The sequence below is a fragment of the Gemmatimonas sp. genome (assembly GCF_046594945.1).
Lineage (GTDB): Bacteria > Gemmatimonadota > Gemmatimonadetes > Gemmatimonadales > Gemmatimonadaceae > Gemmatimonas.
This window is the reverse complement of record NZ_JBKJRB010000167.1, coordinates 1-18613: the sequence shown is the minus strand read 5'-3', so window position 1 is coordinate 18613 and position 18613 is coordinate 1. Positions and strand designations below refer to the sequence as shown.

The 18613-nt window shown below is 63.7% G+C and carries 13 protein-coding genes and 1 pseudogene; 5 read left to right on the top strand and 9 right to left on the bottom strand.

Features of this window, described 5'->3' with window-relative positions; genetic code table 11:
* Both ACLL97_RS20160 and ACLL97_RS20155 read right to left on the bottom strand, forming a co-directional pair.
* A pseudogene (locus ACLL97_RS20160) lies at positions 1 to 189 on the bottom strand (IS3 family transposase); the annotation flags it as partial.
* A gap of 80 nt (positions 190 to 269) precedes the next feature.
* Positions 270 to 584, bottom strand: a complete 315-nt coding sequence (locus ACLL97_RS20155; protein WP_411282277.1) for a hypothetical protein — start codon at positions 582 to 584, stop codon at positions 270 to 272.
* A gap of 308 nt (positions 585 to 892) precedes the next feature.
* Between ACLL97_RS20155 and dgt the strand changes: the two genes are divergently transcribed.
* Both dgt and ACLL97_RS20145 read left to right on the top strand, forming a co-directional pair.
* A complete protein-coding gene (gene dgt, locus ACLL97_RS20150) occupies positions 893 to 2494 on the top strand; it encodes a dGTP triphosphohydrolase (RefSeq protein WP_411282276.1) in 1602 nt (533 codons plus the stop codon).
* A 1561-nt stretch (positions 2495 to 4055) separates the two neighbouring features.
* Positions 4056 to 4781, top strand: coding sequence for a transposase (locus ACLL97_RS20145; RefSeq protein WP_411282275.1), 726 nt, complete (start codon positions 4056 to 4058; stop codon positions 4779 to 4781).
* Positions 4782 to 4872: 91 nt separating this feature from the next.
* On the opposite strand, the gene ACLL97_RS20140 is transcribed toward ACLL97_RS20145, so the two are convergent.
* Together ACLL97_RS20140 and ACLL97_RS20135 are read right to left on the bottom strand one after the other, a co-directional pair.
* Complete coding sequence (locus tag ACLL97_RS20140) at positions 4873 to 5598, bottom strand: DsbA family protein (RefSeq protein ID WP_411282274.1); 726 nt, start codon at positions 5596 to 5598, stop codon at positions 4873 to 4875.
* A 1458-nt stretch (positions 5599 to 7056) separates the two neighbouring features.
* Positions 7057 to 8022: a TolB family protein gene (locus ACLL97_RS20135; protein WP_411282273.1), complete on the bottom strand. Its 966-nt coding sequence runs from the start codon at positions 8020 to 8022 to the stop codon at positions 7057 to 7059.
* Positions 8023 to 8224: 202 nt separating this feature from the next.
* On the opposite strand from ACLL97_RS20135, the gene ACLL97_RS20130 reads away from it, so the two are divergent.
* A complete protein-coding gene (locus ACLL97_RS20130; protein ID WP_411282272.1) occupies positions 8225 to 10672 on the top strand; it encodes a tetratricopeptide repeat protein in 2448 nt (815 codons plus the stop codon).
* Positions 10673 to 10982: 310 nt separating this feature from the next.
* Here the strand turns inward: ACLL97_RS20130 and ACLL97_RS20125 are convergent, their stop codons facing one another.
* Genes ACLL97_RS20125 through ACLL97_RS20110 form a run of 4 tightly spaced genes read right to left on the bottom strand, consistent with a single transcriptional unit; the run spans position 10983 to position 15736 of the window.
* Positions 10983 to 12254: a glycosyltransferase gene (locus ACLL97_RS20125; RefSeq protein WP_411282271.1), complete on the bottom strand. Its 1272-nt coding sequence runs from the start codon at positions 12252 to 12254 to the stop codon at positions 10983 to 10985.
* The gene (locus ACLL97_RS20120) at positions 12227 to 13129 is read right to left on the bottom strand and encodes a glycosyltransferase family 2 protein (RefSeq protein ID WP_411282270.1); all 903 of its coding nucleotides are present in this window, start codon (positions 13127 to 13129) and stop codon (positions 12227 to 12229) included. Before ACLL97_RS20120 ends, ACLL97_RS20125 begins: the two co-directional genes overlap by 28 nt.
* Positions 13126 to 14286 carry a glycosyltransferase family 4 protein gene (locus ACLL97_RS20115; RefSeq protein ID WP_411282269.1) on the bottom strand — a complete coding sequence of 387 codons (1161 nt, stop codon included), beginning with the start codon at positions 14284 to 14286 and terminating at the stop codon, positions 13126 to 13128. Before ACLL97_RS20115 ends, ACLL97_RS20120 begins: the two co-directional genes overlap by 4 nt.
* Positions 14279 to 15736 (bottom strand): lipopolysaccharide biosynthesis protein, encoded by a 1458-nt coding sequence (locus ACLL97_RS20110; protein WP_411282268.1) that lies wholly within the window; start codon positions 15734 to 15736, stop codon positions 14279 to 14281. Before ACLL97_RS20110 ends, ACLL97_RS20115 begins: the two co-directional genes overlap by 8 nt.
* A gap of 193 nt (positions 15737 to 15929) precedes the next feature.
* Between ACLL97_RS20110 and ACLL97_RS20105 the strand changes: the two genes are divergently transcribed.
* The gene (locus ACLL97_RS20105) at positions 15930 to 16256 is read left to right on the top strand and encodes a PadR family transcriptional regulator (RefSeq protein WP_411282267.1); all 327 of its coding nucleotides are present in this window, start codon (positions 15930 to 15932) and stop codon (positions 16254 to 16256) included.
* 59 nt (positions 16257 to 16315) lie between these two features.
* Positions 16316 to 17317 (top strand): LptF/LptG family permease, encoded by a 1002-nt coding sequence (locus ACLL97_RS20100; RefSeq protein WP_411282266.1) that lies wholly within the window; start codon positions 16316 to 16318, stop codon positions 17315 to 17317.
* An 82-nt stretch (positions 17318 to 17399) separates the two neighbouring features.
* On the opposite strand, the gene ACLL97_RS20095 is transcribed toward ACLL97_RS20100, so the two are convergent.
* Positions 17400 to 18257: a DUF4198 domain-containing protein gene (locus tag ACLL97_RS20095; RefSeq protein WP_411282265.1), complete on the bottom strand. Its 858-nt coding sequence runs from the start codon at positions 18255 to 18257 to the stop codon at positions 17400 to 17402.
* Between the last annotated feature and the right edge of the window lie 356 nt (positions 18258 to 18613).

Genomic DNA, 18613 nt, shown 5'->3' with positions numbered 1-18613 from the left:
CAACCGCGTCGGCCTGCGGCGCTTCGCCGGGCCCTGCAAGTCGCCGCGTCGTCGGGCGGCGCGCCACACGGCGAGATGGGACGAATACAGTCCTTCGCGACGCAGGCGCGCGCCGAGCTCGCCCGGCTTCGTGCACGCGTCGGCGGCGGTGAGGATCTGGAGTTTGTAGGTCGCCGTGAACCGGCGACGAGTCCGGGTCGGTGACACCCCGGTATCATGGAGAAGCAACGGCGCGGCGGAAAGAGCGGACGACATGGGGACAGCCTCGATCACCCTCGTACACTAAACTCGGGATGGATCGGTGTCTCACTCATATTGGCAGAGAGGGCCTGTGCCTCTTGCAGCGCTTGCGTGTAGCCTTGCCGCGCTTGCGCCTGTCGCCGGGCAATCATCGCCTGCGAAACAAGGTTTCCAAGGTTCTTGCCAACGTCATTGCCCCAGCCGGGAAGCTGTATCACTCCCTGCTGCGTATTGCACCTCACCTGATTCCCGATGAACTGGCAGTTCGTGGTACTCACCTGCCCGAGGGAGGGGCGAGCGAGGACGACGAGGGCGCCGGCCGCAACAATCAGGTTGCGTCTCATTAGGAACCTCAGCAAGAAAGTGGCGAGCGCCTTTAGCTTGGCGTCGGTGCAATACCTCGGTGAATATGGCGCCGGCTCACACCGTTCGCGACTCGCGTTCGCCATGGGGCTCCGCTCCACTTCTCGTCCAAGGCGACAGCGTCTTAGAGAACCGACGCCGTGGTGATAGTCGACTACCCGGCACCCTTCTTCGCATGCATTTCGCCATCTTCTCGTACGCACGAGATCTGGGGCGGGCAAGTCAACACGCCGTCCCTATTCTCCGGTGCCGTCTGAGCCACCTGAGGCTAAGTTACGGAGAAACCTCGATGGCACTAACTGCTATTCTGGGACGTGACCCTTCACTTTGTCTGAACTTCAGAATGACAAAATTGTCGACTCCGCTTACGTGGGACCAGCTTCTCAATGCCGGCCGCCGGGCCTCCCGTTCCGGTTCGTCGGCGACAGCGCAAACGCAGCCGATTGTTCGCACCGAGACGGAACGAGACGGTGATCGTATTCTGTTCTCGACGCCGCTCCGACGTCTCGACGACAAGACTCAAGTATTTCCGCTCGAGCAGCACGACAGTGTGAGGAACCGTCTCACGCACTCTCATGAGGTGGCCTCGCTCGCGCGCAGTATCGGCACATATTTGGCGTTCGGCCCACTCGCTGGCAGAATTCCGAAAGCACTTTTGCCTGAGCGCAACCTGCCCGCAATGCTTCACGCAATAGCACTCGTGCATGACCTTGGCAATCCGCCGTTTGGTCATCAGGGTGAGGTCGCCATACAGCAATGGTTCGCCCGGTCACCTCAGATCTTGGCGGCCGTCCAAGCTGCAGGGGGAACCGCACAAGGCAACCAACCGCTCACTGAAGCAATGCGCAATGATTTCTTGAAGTTTGAAGGAAACGCGCAGACGTTCCGGCTCGTCTCGCGACTTCAAATTGTCAATGACGACCGCGGCCTTAATCTGACATTTGGCACTCTGTCCGCGTTGCTCAAGTACACAGTTCCTTCCGACAAAGCAAAGGGACGTACTGCAACGTATGCAGGGTGTCGTAAGCACGGGTATTTTCAATCTGAGGCGCACATCGTTCAAGATGTCCGCGATGCGACTGGCGTTTCCGAAACCGTGCGGCATCCGCTGACCTATATCATGGAAGCCTGCGATGACATCGCATATTCCGTAATTGACGCTGAGGACGCGCTGAAGAAAGGCTTGGCGTCTTTCCCGGATCTGCTGGAGTTTTTACAGGGCGAACCAAATTGCGAGCAAGATGATGCGAGCACAATCGTGCAGAAAGACTTGTTGCGCACTGCTGTCGAGCGCGGGCGGGCTGATCGTGAAGAGCTTCGGACTTCATCACTCGATTCCCCTCTCTCTCCTTCCGAGCTCAATGATGTGTCAATGCAGAAATTTCGCGCGCTTGTGATATCGGACATGGTGAAGGCCGTCTCCGATGCGTTCGTGGACAACCTCGACTCGATGCTGAATGGCACGTTCACTGGCGACCTCATGAGCGCGAGTCGTGCTGCGCTCCTGACACGGCAATTGAAAGAGTTTGATCTTCGTGTGGCGTATCGCAATCGCGAAGTTCTTCGGCTAGAGGCTCATGGCTCAGAAGTCATTCATTCGTTGATGGATGTCTTCTGGCGAGCAATTATCTCGCGCAAGAAGCCTGATGATCCGTCAAGCGAGCGTACGACGGCCGAGGCCACCTATGTTTACGCGAGAATCTCTGAAAACTATCGTCGTGCGTTCGAGGCCAAAGGGGCCTACTTGCCGTCGACACCGTCCATGCCACTTCGGTACCGCGAGTGTCAGTTGCTCACAGACATGATCGCGGGCATGACCGACCGCTTTGCTGTTTCGCTTTACGAGGACTTGCGCTCTCAGGGGATCGTTCGACCTGCTCAGGGCAGCTGAGCAGGAGGATTCCGGGCTTGGGTCTCCGTTGATGGGGACGTGCGCCAGGGACGGACCCAGCTTAATATTTGGAATGGCCATCTCCGCCTCACGGTTGGCGTGTCCGCTTCGGCGTTCTGTACACGGTGCATCGGGCTCGACGTCTCTCGACTCGATCAGATCCTAGAATTCGGTCTTGTGCGCACACTCTCGACCTCTCGACTGACTGACTTCGGATTCACTACGCGCCCCGTCCGTGCTGAGCGGCGGGGGGGGGCGCATTGTCATGTCGAACGCGTGAACACTTCGTGGTGACCGTAATGCACGGCTCATCGAGCAGTGACACGACCTGTGAGACGGCGATGACGCGCGGACGAGGCACTGCGGCGAACGTTGTGGAGTGCAACGCCGAAGCGAGTCATTCTCGGACGGGCGGCGCCAAAATAGCGCGCGATGGTGCCGAATTGGTGGACCGCATCGAGCAGTTGCTCGGTCGGGTCCGGAGGGAGAGTCGCTCCGCGAGTGTCTTGCTCAGAGCGGTAGCCGGGGTTGGGCAGACTACGCTATTCGGCGGAGCCGTGCGTGACTTGGCCGTAGCGCGACATTCTGCATTCCGGTCCGATCTGGACCTAGTCGTAAAGACAGGTGATGCGGAGTCGCTCGCGCGCGAACTGGCACCTTTCGGTGCCGTTCGCAATCGCCACGGAGGCTTTCGACTTCGCGCGGACGCTTGGAGGTTTGATATTTGGCCTCTGAGCGCCACGTGGGCAATTCGGAACGGATACGTCTCGGGGGAGGACGGATTCCACGCTCTACCCCGCACGACGTTCTTTTCGTGGGATGCGGTGTCGTACGGCATTGACACGGGGATCTTGTATAGCCGCTATGGCACCGCTGGCCCGGATGCCTATTTAGCGGAACTACATTGTGGTGTGCTCGAGATCAATCTGGCGCCCAACCCGAACCCGGCCGGGAACGTCACAAGAGCTATTCGTTCTCTGCAAACGGGACGTGCCAATGCTCTCGGCGAGCGCCTCACCTCCTACATCGCGGACGCTCTGTCTTCGCGCTCGATTGAGAGTGAGATGCACGCGAACGGCAGTGGCGTCGCCGTCGGGGCGTCTGATACAAACTCTCTGCTGTCGAAGCTGCCGACTGCGAGCGTCGCCATCGCTACGAATTTGTTGGAGCAGGTAGGGCGTTTGGGGCCGAGTCCGTTTACGTTGGCCAGACTTCAGTATCAGCTCCCGCTATAGCAGGGCAAGCGCATTTCACTTAGTTGACGTCGCTGCTCGTTGCGGAGTGCGCTGTGCAGTTCAACTTTGCCAAATTGCGTGAGTCATTCTGCCAGATCGTGTGAGACCCCACATGTGTGTTGTTGAGTCTCACACGATTTGGAAGCAGAGTTCTCACGCTCGTTGGCAGAAGGCCGACACAATAAATGGAGAGCGCGGCCGGTGCATCGCACCGGCCGCGCTCTTTTGCCGCAACTATTTCGTCTTCGTTCTACAGCCTTGGGCAGCAAGTACGTCTTGCTTCCGTTTAGCAGGGTGATGAAAAGGGCGGCGGCATTTTTCCTGTCGTGCGCCGAGGGTTGGTATATGTTGGCGCGCTCTGGTCGCACGGGCACTTCACCGTCAACGGCACGCTGCTCGAAGCGTGGGCGAGCCACCAGAGCTTCCGGCCCAAGGACGATCCGTCGCCGCCGGCGTCGGACGGGGATCCCAAGAATCCCACCGCCGACTTTCGCAGCGAAAAGCGCTCGAATACGACGCATGACTCCGTGACGGATCCCGGCGCACGACTGGCGCGGAAGAGCCACGGGACGGCGAGCATCGTTGGGCATCTGGGCAGTGTGCTGATGGACAATCGCCATGGCCTGATCGTCGCGACGGATGTGCGCGCGCCAGGCTTCGACGCGGAACGCGACGCGGCCCTGGAGATGTTGACGAGGCTCGACCCCCGCACACGACGCCGTACGCTGGGTGCCGACCAAGGCTACGACACCGCCGCCTTGGTCGAAGGCGCTCGCGCGTGCGGGGTGACGCCGCACGTCGCACGCAACATCCACGTGAACAAATCCACGAGCGCGATGGATGGGCGCACGACGCGGCACGCCGGCTACGAAATCAGTCAACGGAAGCGCAAGCTCGTCGAGGAAGGATTTGGCTGGGGCACGACGATTGACGGGCTCCGCAAACTGCAACATCGGGGGCGCGAAAAGGTGGCGTGGATCTTCAGCTTTGTGAACGCGGCGTACAATCTCGTACGCCTGCGCACGCTCATCCGCGCTGGGGTGTGCGCGTGAGCGCGCCCGCACCCGCCGCCACCGGGGCGGACACGGCGAAACGGCCCCTCACGGGGCCTCGCCGAGCCCCGCACGGCGCGTACGGCCCGTCTCAACTCACCGTTTGAACTCGTTCAATGCGAGAATATCGAGCATGTCGCTCGCAGATCAGCGTTTTCATCACTCTGCTAGGGCTATCAGTTCGGGACGCGAAAGATCGCATCGAGTTGAAGGTCCGTAGGGGGACCTCGAAGCGAATTCCGTCGACCAGCACGGTTGGAGTAGCGCGGATCCCGAGCCGTTCTCCAAACCGCAGGTGTTCCGCAACCATCGGAGCATCAGCAGACATGCACCGCTCGAACACGATCGTGTCGCGCTCACCAGCCCGACGGCTCATTTCGGACCAAGTCAGCAGTCCGATGGAATCCTGCTTCGCATCGAGAAGATCCATCATCCTCGCCTTCACGGCACCGCTCTCTGCGCAATCGAACGCGGTGGCAGCTTGCTTTGCGAATCGGTGGGAAGCTATAGCGAAGTGCAGAACAGCGACCGACACCACCCCGGAATGCATCTGCATTCGCTTGACTATCCGCTCGTGAAGCAACGTGCAGAACGGACATTCGAAATCCGTGAAGACGACCATCCGCACCGGTGCGGAACTACCGCTTACAACGACACCGTTCGCCACGGCGTAGCTCCAATCTTCCTTACTAATTGCTCGCCCAACTTCCGCAGTTGGAGTCACGTCGGAGCCGCGTCCGAAACTCACCCTTGCCAGAATTGCAAGTGCGGAAAGTCCAAGCAGTAAGTTTATTGCGCCATCCAATTGCTTTCCCATATGAAGTCTACCCAAGCATGTGGTGCCAACACCGCGCCCATCAACACAACACGGAGGAAGGCGCGGTATGGCGATTGCGCGCTATTCCCTCAGCTGGCGTCGCCCGAACACACGATGAATGCGTTCCGGCACGACGGTACGCCGACTGCGCAGCCCGGGAACATCCCCGGGCAACCGATAGCTGCACAATCGAACGGCTCAGTGGGGCACTCAGAAAATCCGGTGCAAGTCGAACAAATCGACATCGTTCGCGAACTAACGGCATCGGCCTCTTGCACCTTCAGGCCAACAGTCAGCACTGCCAATGCAACCAACCGAAGGAACTTCTGCATGATCAAACTCTCCAATCTTTAAAAGCGGACCAAGTTGTACCAGTGCGTTACACGCGAGACACACTGATGCGCGACTCGCGGATAACGATAAGTGCCCCCCCGAATTGTCAAGAGAACTTTTACATCTGCTGGCGACTGCGGCGAGTGTCAAGTATCAGTCGTCGCACGGAGTATCAAACGTCTGCGGGTTGAGCGCCCTCCGTGGGTTGCTGTTCGCAGGGCCGTCGCACGATCGAGCATGACATCGAGGTGTACGTCTCCATCACGGATCCTTCCGCTGGCACTCAGCAATCCATCTCGAATGCATCGGTGTACGCAGCTCACCGACAGGGTGTCCATGGTGCCCGTGCGTCGAACCTGCCTATTGGCACTGGGTTGGTTGGCATGTCTGTTCGAAGCGTCGGCGCAGTCGTTGAACCTCCCCGGCGACATTTTGCGTGCGTCCATTCAGAGCACCCCAATGCCGATGCGTGTGCTGGTCGTGTCGCGACCGATCGGACTCAAGTGGCAACACACTCTGACGCGGTCCGGCCGAATGGAGTTGGTGCCACCCTCCTCGAGGGGCGGGAGTCAGGCTACACACTACGGCGCCATCGTCGGTGCGGCAGCTGGCGGAATTATCTTCTACACGCTGTGCAGGCGTGATGATTGCAACACTCCCGTTCCCATTCGTATCGGAGCGCTTGGCGGCGCTGTCACATCATGCGTGGTGTCCTGACGCGGGCGATCTCCGCCATCTTCAGTCGTGATGGTGTGCCGAGGAAAAAGGGATTTGGCAGCCATTGAGACGAACGTCTCTTGAACGAATGCTCGAAGAACGAGAGAGTCTCCTCGCCGACAGGCGATCAGGTCGGGTGATCACGCAGCACCTGACCAGCGCGATCAACGTCTACCGCATTCGTGGTCCCAGTGTGTCGCGTCGACTTCCCGCGTATGGTTCCCGCGTATGGCTCGCAAACGACGCCCTGCATGAACACGCTCCCTCGCCGAAGTGGCGGCACAACCATCTTTGCGGTCGCAATGGCCCGCGGAGCGCGAACGCCTTGCCGGCCATTGCGACTGAGCGTATCAGTGGCGGAGCGGGCGCGCTGTTCGGCCGCGCGCCCGACCACCGGGAGTCGACACGTCAGTGCGGTCCCGAACGTGAGCGAGTGGTCTCGAACAGGTCCACGCTACCGGCACGATTCGAGTGAAAGATGAGGGTGGTCCCGTTCCACGAGACCGACGAGCGCCCTTCCGCCAACGGGCCGTTTACAAGCGGCCCAAGGTTGACGGGCGTCGTCCACGCTGCCGCCGTGCTCGCCCGCGTGGCGTGCCAGAGGTCGAGCCCACCGAAGGTCCCAGGCCGATTCGAGGCAAAGAAAATCTCGAGCCCATTGCCCGTCAGCGCCGGAAACTCCTCCTGCAGCGCCGTGTTGAGGCCCATCGCCGGGACCGCGGTCGACCAGCTGTCGTCGCGTTGCTCGGTGCTCACGTAGATGTCCTGCTGCCCCGCGCCGCCCAGACGGTTGGAGTTGAAATACAGCACCGTGCGCCCGTTTTCCTCGTACGATCCCGGGCCGAAGTCGTTTAGGGACGAATTTGCCGCGGTGAGGTTGCTCGGCGTCTCCCAACTCACGGCGTCGCGGAGGTTCGGTTGCCGCGTGATCCAGAGGTCGAGGCCCCCCACTCCGCCTGGGCGGTTACTGACAAAGACGAGCCGCCTGCCGCTCTGTAGCACGAGCGGACACTGCTCATTCCACGCAGTATTGATCTCCGGACCGAGGTTCAGGGCGGGTCCCCACTGCTTCGCCGAGCTTTCCCAATAGGAGACATACAGGTCGAGCGCGCCGTAGCCGCCCGGACGGTTCGAGGCGAAGTAGAGCACTTGTCCCGACCGCACCACGTTCGGACAGCCCTCAGTCGCGCCAGGCGTATTCAGCTCCGACAGTGGAACCGCGGAGGACCAGGCCGACCACGTCGCGGCGGTGGACAGCGCCGGCGCTGCCCAAGGGGAGACCGTTTGCTCCGGAGCGGCCGTGCACGCGGCGAGAGTGGCGCCGAGTGTCAGCGAGAGATACAACACGCGACTGGCACGTTTGATATAGGACATGATGCGACCTCGTGGGAAGATGACCGACTGGGTCCGTGGTGGGGCGCCGGCGTTCCGCCGAGGCGCCTCAACACACCATTACGACCGGCGGCTCACGCGGGCCTCACACGGGGCTCACATGGGCACTGCGGCGCCGCGCCCGGGTCGGATTTCGGGGCCGGTAGCTCGGGGCCGGTAGCTCGGGGCCGGTAGCTCGGCGCCGGTGGCTCGGGGTCGGCGTGCCTTGCGGGCACTACGGCCGTACGGCATCATCTACGCGTCCCCCCGCCGCTCCTCCGTCCACCACTGCGCTGAGGGCCGTCTCCTGTTCACCCTCCGTCTGCTCGGGGGACTGACGCTGGCCGCCGACGGCGGCGTTCTGCCGCCCGCCGCCACACAGCGGAGGCGACTGGCGCTGCTTGCCTTGCTCGCCGTCGCGGGACCGCGCGGTGTATCTCGCGCCAGGCTGACGTCGCTCTTGTGGCCAGAGAGCACGGAAGATCGCGCTCGCCACGCCCTCGAGCAGCTCATCTACGCCACGCGCCGCGACCTCTCGCGCGAGGCCGTTGCCGGTGACCTCGGCACGATCGCGATCAATCCGGCCGTAGTTCGCTGCGACCTGACGGCGCTCGACGAGGCGCTCGCCCGCGGCGATGACGCGAGTGCCGTCGCGCCCTACGAGGGCCCGTTCCTGGATGGCGTGGTCCTTCCCGGTGCGGTCGAATTCGAACAGTGGGTAGATGCGCAGCGGGCCGGGGTCCGGCACCGCGTCGCCGCCGCGCTCGACCGGCTCGCGGCGGCTGCCGAACTAAGGGCCGACTTCGACGGGGCTGTCCGGTGGCGACGCCAGCGACTCGCCTTGGACGCGCTGGACGCCGAGGCCACGTGCGCCCTCATACGGGCGCTGGTGGCGTCTGGTAACGTGCCGGGCGCGCGGATTCAGGCGCGACTGCACCACACGCTGCGGCGCGAGGAGCTCGGCGCGGATCCAGATCCGCGCGTGATCGCCCTCGACGCGTCCATTGTAACTGAGTCGCCGTTCGCCTCCGCTCCGCTCATCGTGACGCTAACGGAAGGGCACGGCGCCGCGCCTCCGGTGAAGTTCACCGCCGGCGCGGCGCCGATCTCGCCGGCGTCGCGCCGGTCAAGCGCGCGGTGGCAGCCATTGATCTTACCCGTTGGCGTCGCAGCCGCGATCGCGTCGCTGCTCGTGACCGCGGTGGTGGGGGGGCATCGTGAGACCGCTGATGGCCGCGCGGCCATGCACGCTGCCTCGGGCGCCGGTGCGCCCAACAGTGTGGCGGTATTACCGCTCGAGGCGTTGGACGGAGATCCAGAAACGCGATTCGTCGGCGACGGGCTGGCCGAGGAGCTGACGTACGCCCTCGGCCGAACGCCCGGCCTGGCCGTCGTGGCCCGGACGTCCGCGTTCGCGTACCGCGGACGCGAGGTCGATCTGCGGAGCGTAGGAAGGGAGTTGGGAGTGCGGACCGTACTCGAGGGGAGCGTCCGACGCGCCGGCGACAGGGTCCGCATTGTGGTGCGTCTCGTCGACGCGCGCACTGGCTACGAGCGCTGGTCGGAGGAGTTCGACCGCGACTTCGGCGACATGCTCGCCGTGCAGGACGAGATCGCCCGCGCGGTGGTGTCGCGGGTGGTGCCGGGCGGCGACACGGCCCCCGCACCGGCCGAACGACGCGCGCCGGTCGGGTCCGAAGCGTACCAAGCCTATCTGCGCGGCCGCTACGCGCTGCAGCAGGGAGGGAGCGGCGCGCTCGCGCACGCGGTCGAGGTGCTCGAGGCCTCGACGCGCGCTGACGCCACTTTCGCGCCAGCGTGGGCAGCGCTCGCTGGGGCGCGCTTGCGTTTGTATGAAACCCACGGGGGTGGGGCAGCCGAGAGCGCGCTTTTGCTCGGGGCCGCCGAGCAGGCGGTGCGCCGCGCACTCGCGCTGGACGCCACGTTCGCCGAGGGGCATGCGACGCTCGGATCCCTACTGCTCAATCGGTGGGACTGGGCCGGCGCCGACAGCGCGCTCCGACGAGCCGTCGCACTCAATCCGAGCGACGCCGACGCACACAGACACCGCGGCGTGCTGCTCGCGCTCCGGGGGCGCTTCGAGGACGCGGTGCGCGAGGTACGACGCGCCGAGGAACTCGATCCGATGTCGTTCGGTCCGCGAACGACCGTCGCGTACGTGCTTGGCCTCGCGCGCCGCTACCCCGAGGCGGAGGCGCAGCTCCGTGTCCTGATCGCCATGGACTCCACCCGCGCGCATCAGCATTTTCTGCTCGGTTGGGTGCTGACGCATATGGGCCGATACCCGGAAGCGGAGCGGGAACTCCAGACGGCGGCCAGCCTGGCGCCTGCGAGCGGCTCGGGGGCGATGCCGATGCTGGGCTACGCGCTTGCGCGAGCCGGCCGGCGCGACGAGGCGATGCAGTTGCGCGGCTCCGTGGAGGCCGGCCTACGAGTACGCGCCGTGTCGCCGTACTTTGCGGTCGCCTACTTCGCGGCCATCGGCGACCACGACCGTGCCTTCGGCCTGCTCTCCGAGCTCGGTCGCCGTCGTGAGAGCTGCCTCCGCGACCTGGCCGTCGATCCGACGATGGACGCATTGCGCGGTGATCCACGGTTTCACGACGCGCTACGGGCCGTCGCACTACAGTGAGTCGGCGGTGCGGGGCAGAAGCTGCTCCGCCAGCGCGTCGGCACACCCGTGCGCGCCCCGATCTTTCTTCTCGCCACACGTAGGTACATGAAGGGTGGCGAACTACACAGCGGCTACCAGAACCAGAATTCGCGTGGCCGCGGCGTGTCCACGGATTTGGCATCACCTGCCGCTGATTCTCGAAGCAATGCGGATTCGTTCGTGATAGAAAACTTCGCTGCACGCCCCTCGCAACAATGCCGGCTCGCAGTCCGCCAGGGCGTGCTTGACGATGGAGTATTTGCACATGTAGACCACGGCGTGTCGTCTGTCAGTACTGGCGCTGCTGGTGCTGCCCTTTCGTTGTCGTGCCTGACGTCGCCAGCAGCTCCACGTATGACGCGAGCAATTGATCGGTCAGGGTTCGTACGTCGAACTCCGCCGCGACGATCCGGCGTCCCGCCGCGCCCATGCGTCTACGCAGCGGCGCGTCGTACGCAAGCCGTGACAGTCGACACGTGAGTCCAGCCACATCGCCCTCCTCGAGCAGAAAGCCCGACACGTTGTCCTGCACCAGCTCCGGGATGCCACTGTGTCGCGTACTGACCACTGGAATTCCTGAGGCCATCGCCTCCATGATCGCCACGGGAATTCCCTCGATATCGCCATTCGGCGCCGTGACACTGGGTGCCAGGAAGATATCCGTTTTCTGCAGCAATGCGGCTATCTCGTGCCTGGGCAGCGCACCAGCCAAACGGATCGAACCGTCCACGCCGAGTCGGTCCACCAGCGCCTGCAGCGACGTCCGCAGCGGGCCATCACCGACGATCACGAACTCGCAGGGAAGCTGCAGCTGTGCCACGGCGCAAACGGCATCACGAAGTCCCTTCTTCTCGACCAGTCGCGAGACGGCGAGAATGCGGATTGGGTCGGCCTGAGTCACTGGCGCGTCACGCATGGAAAACCCGGACAGATCGACACCCATACGATGGACTCGAACTCGGTGCATCGGACAACCGAGTGCCTCGAGTGCGCCGTTCCAGCGCGCACTCACGGGCTGGAATAGCTCACCGTGTGCAAACAACGGCGCATAGTGTCCATCCGCAAAATTCTGCGGGTAGTTCGTAATGTCTTCGCCGTGAAACGCGGTCACGACGGTGCCGCTGATCGCCCCTGTGCCGCGGAGCAGCACCGCCTTGAGGCCGAGGGCACCAAAATGGCATTGAATGATGTCGAACTCCGTGCACTGGTCGATCATCTGTACCGCCCACGCGAGTCGAAGCGACGCCGCATGCCAACCGTATTGCAACACATTGAGCGATCGCCACATGGGCCGGCTCCACCGCCAGACCGGCGGCAACCCGATGACGCGACGCCAAACACTAGCCGGCAGGTGCTCGTATCGCGTTCGCGTCAGCAAGTCGTACTGCACTACGGCTGGGTGCATCGTGACGTCACGCGATGGTCGTTCCGCGAAGATCGACACGCTGTGGCCGCGATCGATGAGCGCGGTGATCTGATCGAGAATGAACGTTTCGGAGAGGGAAGGGAACTCGCCAAGCAGGAAGGCAATCTTCACGGCGTTCGCCGTCGCTGCACGCACTTCTTGAAGTTCCAGTACATGGGACGCGCCACCAACGGCGACACTAGTAAGCGCGGCGCCGCGACGAAGGCGGCACATTGCAGTCGAGCGCCGGTGTAAAAGTGTCCTGCGGCACGCGCCGCCTCAGCGTCAGCCGTCAATGCGGCCGCACGCCGTATCGCGACACCCTCGGCGTGCAACGACGGCGGGAGCGAGTGGATAAACCGCTGCCAGATCAACTGGCGTTCCGCTTCCCAGTCCGACGACTGTGTAAACTGACCGGGATGCTGGCGGTACTCCATCGCGACCGTCGGTACCAGACAGACGTTGCCGCGTCGGGCGATCTCCAGCCACAGCATGCGGTCCTCTCCCGCGCGTAACGCCGTATCGAAGCCACCGATATCTCGAATGACGGCGGTGCGGTAGAGGTTCTGCCCCGAATTCGACCACCAGCCAAAGAGGACCTCGCGCCAGATACGTCGCGAGTACGCACGCGCCGGTCGATAGACGCGGTCCGAGTCACCAGTCTCGCGAAAGAGCCGACAGGCCGCACTGGCGGCAAGCGCGTCGGGATAATCGGCCAAGGCGCGCCGCAGCGTGTCGAGCGCATCGGAGCGCAGCAGGTCATCGTCGTCCAGAAACATCACGAGCTCTCCGCCGGCCTGTGCGAGGCCCGTGTTCCTCGCGGCAGCGACACCCTGCGCGTACGCATGGCGCGTAAAGCGAATCCGCGGATCACTCAATGAACGGAGGTAGACCGGCGTCTCGTCGTTCGACGCTTCATCGACGATGATCAGCTCCCAGTCGAGGAACGTCTGTTCCTGCACCGACGCCACGGTTTCGCTGAGGAATTGGTGCCGATTGCGCGTCGGAATGACGACCGAGACCAGCGTCATCGCCGCGCGCCCGCCAGCAAGGACAGTCGCTCGAAATTGTCCACGAAGGCTGGCACTGAATGCACGGAGTGCACCCACGCGCGTCCCCGTGCTCCGAGCTCCGCCCGCAACTCGGCATTGTCGAGTAGCGATCGCAGACCGGCCCGGAACGCGTCCATCGATTCGACACCACTCCCGTCAAACGCGCCCGTGTAGATACCGAAACGTGAAACGACATAGCCAGTATTGACGCAGCTGAGGAGCGGCGTCTCACAGGCCAGCGCTTCGAGAAAACTCACCGCGAGGCCCTCGTGAATGGAGGTGTTGATGGCGACCCACGCCTCGCTGAGTAGGCGTTGCTTCTCCGTTTCGCCAACATGTCCCAAGAGACGCACATTCGGCGGCAGGTTCGATGTATCGAATGCGCCGGGACCAGTGAAGTGCGACTGCCCAAGGAAGCGGAACTCCACCTCCGGAAAGTGCCGCGCGAGGTCCGCGAAGAGCCACGGACGCTTGTATGGGTCGAGCCGGGCGAGAAAGGCGACGGTCGGCTGTACACTCTTCCGGCGGTCGGTGGGGGCGAAGCCGAGCGGATTGGGCAGGTGGTGGAAAGTCCACGGCTCGAATCCGTACGCGCCGTCGAGCTTTCGCACCAACAGTGGCGTTGGCGTGGCCAGCAGAAGCCGCCGACGAAAAAACGTGGCTTCGCGAGCGATGCGAGCCAGCGAACGACCGTCATGGCTCATCAGACCTTGCGGCACTTCATCGTCCGCCCGCGGAATGCGGACAGCGCCGATCCGTGCAGCGTCCGTTGGCGTGCGCGGATCGCGGACCCACACGATGGCCGGCGTGCGTGGCAGCGCACGAAGGTAGACGCTGTACCCCAGGTTGTAGTCGATAGTCATCAGCAGATCGAAGCGCTCGCGCTGCATCGCACGAACGTTTGCCAACCTGCTGCGCTGCCGCAGAATCACACGCGATCCATGCACCTGCGCCTCCGACCGACCCGGTGTGGCAAAATGCTCACCCGCCACGTACACCAGATCCACGTTGAGCGCGGCGTCCGCGTTGAAGATCTCGCCGAGTCGTCGGGCAGCCCATCCAAAGCCACCCAGGCGTCCCAGCGACGCGTCAAAGAACTCGTCGGTAATGACCCCGAGTTTCAGGCGACTACGCATCGGCGGACCGGCGACGCACCAGCGCCAGACTTTCAGAAAGCATCGCGCGACCAGCCGGCATCAGCATCCAGTAGAGAAAGTAGGTGGCGACAAAGACCAGGGCGTTGCGAGGCAGGGTCCACCGGTCCGGCGCGTAGATGGCATCGAGGAGGAAGGACGTTGCCATGGCAATCGTGCTCCCGACTGCGGGGCGCGCCGTGGTCGCCAGAATTTCCGTCCATGTCACGAATGTGCCGGCACAGGTGAACATCAGGGTCGGTACCAATAGTGCAATGCGCGTCATGCTGAAGGCTACCGCGACGCCCTCAGCGCCCCACGACGTTCCCACGACGAACGCGCAGACGGTGACGATGGTAGTCAGGCCAGACCACCACGTCTGTCGCCTCGCGCGGCCCAGTGAGAGAAAAATCCAGCCGACACTGCACGTCAGCGTCATCGATGCGGCCGCAGGCGCCAACGCGCGGTAGATCGGCACACTCGGCTCCCACTGCGCACCAAGTACCTGCACGATGAGCGCGTGCGCGTTGGCGAACAGAAACGCCGTGATCGGCAAGCCGAGCCCAGTCGCCAGCAAAACTGCTCTCGCGAGGAAGGTCCGGTAAGCTTCCGGATCGCGCTGCCGCCGACTCAGCGACGAGTGCACGACCGTGGACAGCGGCGTCACGATCTGATTGATCGGGAGCAACAGGAACTCGTACGCCTTGCCATAGTAGCCAAGCGCCACGGGCCCGAGCCGCGAGCCGACGATGAGATTGTCGGCCTTGAAGTTCAGGTACCCGAGCAGTTCGAACAGCATCATGATTCCGCCCGAACGAAGCAGCGGCGCGACCATCGCGTGGCGTGTCGGCCAGGTGGGAATCCACCGCGCGGCGACGATGAGGAGCAACGATTGGAGCCCCTCTCGAACGAGCTGAAAGCCAACCAGTGCCCAGTATCGCATTCCGTGAAGTGCCGCCCACACGGTCACGGCGGCGGCGACCAGCAAGGCGGCCAGCTCGCACGTGGCGACGGCGGTGAATCGCATCTCTCGCCGGAGTGACGCGATGTGCTGCGCTGAGAGTCCACTGGCGAGAAAGACCAGTCCCAGCACCGCAATCAATGGAGCGAGGCGCGCATCGTTGAACACGCGACCGATGAGCGGCGCGGCCGCGAGAGCGAGTAGCGCGAGCAGAAGTCCGAGTGCGGCGTTGAACCAGAACAACGTGTTCCGCTGTTCGCTGGTGATCGCCTCGCGTTGAATCACTGGGACGATCAGGCCGCCGTGTCGCGCGAACTCGAAGATGCCGATCACGGAAAACGCAAGTCCGAAGAGTCCGAAATCTTCCGGACCGAGCAGACGTGCAAGCGTGATGGCGACGCCGACGTGGATCAAAAAACTGAACAGCTGTGCCGTGAACACGACGATCGTGCTCTGCCCTGCATTGAGCCGTGTTGCGGGAATGCGCGCCATTGCAACGCAACGTAACGTCCGATCGCGGTGAAATCACCAAAGTGCGCGACGATCGGGGAACACGATGAAAGGGGCCTGTCGTCAAGCCGGCTTCACTCCAACCACTGTCGGCGGACGGCACGGAACAGTCCTCTTGCCTAATAGTATTAGTGAGTAGTATGCTTAGATATACAACCGTAACCGTCGAGGCCATGTGAAATCCAACTGGTTCTACATCCTGCTGTCCGTCGCCCCCGGGCCGCGCTACGGAACCGCGATCCAGGACGACGTGCGCGCCCTCAGCGACGGCGCCGCGCGCCTCTGGCCGGCCACGCTGTACGGCTCACTCGAGGAGCTGGTGCGACTGGGTTGGATCGAGGAACTCGCCGAGGACGAGCGCCCCGAGGGAGGCTCGGGTCGTGAGCGATTCTACCGCATCACGTCAACGGGGCGCGTGGCACTGGAAGCGGAGAGTGCGCGCCTGGAGTCGCTCGCGCGAGTGGCGCGCACCAGGCTCGCGGTGCCGGTGGTCTGCGTATGAGCCCGACCCGCGAACCCACGATGCGCCATGCCTTTTGGAGCGCATCCTATCGCACCCTGATGGTTTTGCTCCCGCGCCCCATGCGGGAAAAGCACGGCGCGGCTATGAGCGAGTTGTACGAGCGGGCACTGGCGCGCAGCGAGGCGAATGGGAGGGGCGCGGTGTGGTGGGCTGCTGTTGGTGGGCTGGCCGACCTCGCTGCGAGAAGCGTGTACGAACGCGTGCGTGAAGAGCGCGCCGCGCTCGGCGGACCGAACCTGCAGGTGCTCCGCCAGTTGGCGAGGGCGTACGTAACGGCCCTCGCGGCACTCACCACCGTGCTGCTCTCGCAGTATGCGTGGCGTCAGCTGGCGGGAGGGCGCAGGCGTGAGTTGCCGATCGCCACGGCGCTCGAGGCGATCGTGTTTTCGATCCCGTTTACCGCCGCCCTCGCGATCCCAATGGCGGTTTTCATCGCCGTGCTGTACGCGGGCACGCGTGCCTCGGCCGATGGCGCGCCGCACGCGCATGGTGGACGGCTACGCCTCGCGCCGTTGGTCGGCCTCGCGTCTGTGGTGGCGCTGTTCGGATTCGCCTGGAACGCCGAGGTCGTGCCGCGCGCCAACGCGCGATTGTCCTCGTTGTACTCATCGGAAATTATGGTGGTACGCAGCGATCGCAGCCTGACCCTGACCGAACTGCGCGCGAAGGACCGTCGAATTGCGCAGCAACGCGACGCCACTACCAATGTGACGCTGCGCGAGGCCGCCGTCAGCACAGGCGTCGAGATTCACCAGAAGCTCGCCTTGGCCGCTGCCTGCGTCGTGTTGGCATTACTGGCAGCCGGCATCGCACGGCGCGCACCTCGCGCTGGCCTCGCCGTTCAAGCGCTCGCGAGTGTCGTCGTATTCAGCGGCTACTACATCAGCCTCATGACAGGCGAGTCGCTGGCCGATCGCTTCCTCGTGTCGCCGGCCATCGCGATGTGGAGTGCCAACATTATGGCGCTTGCCCTCACCGTGCTCGCGCTTCGCCCACGCTCGCAATCGCCGCTCGCTGAGAGCCGCGTCCTGCTGAACTAACCGCCTTGCGACAGGCGGCGCGTGCGGCGGATGCGACGTTTTACGCGTGCAGAAATGAAGCCTCGTTGAACGAGGCGTCGCATCACCGCGGTGCAACCAGGAAAACCAGCGTCGCCCAGTGCACATCCCAGTCGGCCCCCGAGCCCTTCGTTGCCGGCAAAATTTGGAGGGTCCGGATGTTCCAGAGGCCGGCGCGTGTGATGATCACGGTGGCAACACCAGTACTGTCAGTGGCGAGTGACACATCCGCCGCGGCGGCGCGGCGTGCCGCCGTGGTGTCACGCCGAATGACGGCCGTGTTGGGCGTGGACCCCGCGTGCAGGCGCGCGACCGGCGCGGGCTTCCCGAGCAGCACCATTCGCACGCGGAGCGTGTCACCCGTTCGCAGTGTCGAGGGATCCGACAACGGCACGAACTCCAACGGGTGGCCAATCAGCCGCTGAAAGGCACGCGATCCGCCGCCCACCTCGACCACAGTCTTCGCATACTTGGCGTAGCGTCGTGTGATGCTGTCTCCGCCCGCGACCGGCATCAAGCCCTCGCGCTCATAGCGCAAACGGGCCTCGGGCGCCCCTTCGAGATCGAGATAGCGCCGAAAGCTGGCCGGTGATTCACGGACGCTGCGAGGCGCGAGCTGCACGCCCACCACCCGTTGACCACGTTCGGCCGTGAGATGGGAGAGCCGGAGCGACGTCCCCAGCACCGATACGTCGCGAACGCGGACCGCACTGGTTGCCGTCAGGACGCGCGCGTCGACGATGCGGTCCGGCGTCGCCGCGGACAGACTCGTGGGGAACAGGCTGGAGGTCTGGCCTCGCACAGTCAGGCGCCCGCCAGGCGTGACGGCGAAGGCATCAGGAACGAGCCAAAAATCGTGGGCGGCGAGCGCCGATGCGGAACAGACCAAGCCCAGCACGACAACGGCAGCGCGGTAACGCATGCGGATCTCCAGTCAAAAGCGGCCAAGGTTCTCTGGCACACTTTACCGTGCGTAAACACGCCGAGCAAGGGCGCGCGTCGTCCCGGCACAGTGGGGCGCGCAACGGACTCAACCGGTCGTCGTAACAGTGGTGGTTCGTGGTCCGCGTAGGAGTTCGTTCTGCCCTTCGGCCGGGGTGCGCCAGTCCAGCGTTTAGCGCGCTTGCGTGTCGAGGGCGAGGGTGACCGCGGGGAGTTCGGCTGCCGTGTGTGCAATAATGTCCCTGCCTTTGGGGAAGTATTGCCGCCGCGGCCCGTTCGTGTTCGGGAAGGACAGCGGGCGTCCCGAGAGCGGCGGTGAGGATGGAGCCAGCTGAG